Consider the following 1924-nt stretch of genomic DNA (forward strand, 5'->3'; position numbering starts at 1 on the left):
CTTCGGCCGACCCGTCGAACCCGACGTATAGATCACATACACCGGATGCGACGGCAGTACTTCGCCCCGGCGCTCCGCGTCGGACAGCGCACCACCCTCGGCCGCGGCCAGTTCCGCCACCGTGGCGGCATCATCGAGCACGACCACCGACGCCGCGACCGAGTCCGGAAGGACCCGCGCGGCCAGGGCCTGCGAGGTCACCACCGCGACCGGCGCGGCATCCTCCAACATGAACGCGACCCGCTCGGACGGATACTCCGGATCGATCGGCAGATACGCACCACCCGCCTTCACCACCGCCAGCAGAGCGACCACCATGTCGACACCACGCTCCAACGCGACACCGACCACCGACTCCGCACCCACACCACGCGACACCAACAGACGCGCCAGACGATTCGCCCGGGCGTCAAGCTCGGCGTACGAAACCTCCGCACCCTCGAACACCACCGCAACCGCACCCGGAGTACGCCCCACCTGCGCCTCGAACAACCCCGACAGAGAAGAGGAACCGACCTCCACCGCCGTGTCGTTCCACTCGCGCACGACCCGGTCCAGCCCAGCTTCGTCCAGGACTTGCAGTGCACTCAGCGGTACCTCGGGCCCACCGTCCAGTGCCACCTCCAGCGCCGACACCAGGTTCTCGGCGGCCGTACGCACCAGCACACCGACCGCGAGGCCGTCTATGGAAGCGAGCGCGTCCACGGCCAGCGACAGCCCACGGTCTCCGTCGTCGTCGACCGCGACCGCGAGCGGGTAGTTGGTCCGCTCACGCGAGAACACGAGGCGGATGCCGTCGGCATCGCTCACCTGGGCCCCGGTGGGGTTCTCTCCGGTCTCCTCCGCCGCGTTGCCGCCGGTGTTGTGCCGGTAGTTGAAGAGGGCGGTGAACAGCGGCGCCTCACCCGCGATCCCGCTGGCGCCCTGCGCCACGGCGAGCGGCGCGTGCTCGTGCTCCAGCAGGTGTGCGAGCTGGTCGCGCATCGCGGTGACCGCGCCCAGCACACCGAGTTCGGCGGTGCGCACGCGTACCGGAAGCGTGTTGATCAGCGGACCGGGGACCCGGTCGGCGCCGACCCCCGCGTTCATCCGGCCGAACAGGATCGTGCCGAAGACCACGTCGTCACGGCCGGAGACCGCGGCCAGTGCCCGGGCCCACGCCACGTGCAGAACGGTGGCTGTGCTCACGCCCAGTCGACGTGCCACCTCGCGCAGCCGCGCCCCGCTGGCCGGAGCGAACGGTACGACCTCACGCACCACGTCTGAGCCGGCTCCGTGGATGTCCACCAGGCCGTAGGGGGCAGTCGGCTCGGTCACGTCGCCGAGCAGCTCCGCGAAGTACTGCTCGTGCGCCGCCCCGTCGTTGCCGCTACGGGCGTGGGCGACGAAGGTCCGGAAGGGCAGCGGCGCAGGCAGGTCACCGCCCCGGCCGGTGAGGAACGCGCCGACTTCGCCGAGGAGCACCTCCAGCGCGGTGTGGTCCTGCACCAGGTGGTGCACCCGCACGAGGCCCAGCCAGCGCTCGCCACCCGGTACGGCCGCCGCGTGGAAGCTGAACAGGGGCGCCCGGCCGAGAGCCAGGGAGGATCCGACCGCTGCGACCAGCTCGGCGACCGGATCAGTGCCCTGCGCGTCGAGCGTCAGCTCGACGACCGGCAGGACGGCCTTGCGCCAGACGACCTGGACCGGTTCGCGCAGTCCTTCCCAGACGAACGAGGTCCGGAAAATGTCGTGCCGGTCGATCACCTGCTGCAGCGCGTCCGTGAAGGCATCCAGCTGCTCGCGCGAGGGGAACTCGAGCACCGAAGGCAGCACGTAGGCGTCGTCACCGCCGTCGGCGAGGAGGTGGTGGAAGAGCAGGCCCTCCTGGAGCGGGGCCAGGGGATAGACGTCCGCGACGTTCGCGGTGCCCCCCTCGACGGTG

At 70.8% G+C, this 1924-nt stretch carries 1 protein-coding gene; it reads right to left on the minus strand.

Annotation, left to right across the window (positions count from 1 at the left end):
• Nucleotides 1-1924, minus strand: a 1924-nt coding sequence (locus IE257_RS37665) for a condensation domain-containing protein (protein ID WP_189974625.1), incomplete at both ends; no start/stop codon positions are given.

The sequence above is a fragment of the Streptomyces avidinii genome, from assembly GCF_014650695.1.
GTDB lineage: Bacteria > Actinomycetota > Actinomycetes > Streptomycetales > Streptomycetaceae > Streptomyces > Streptomyces avidinii.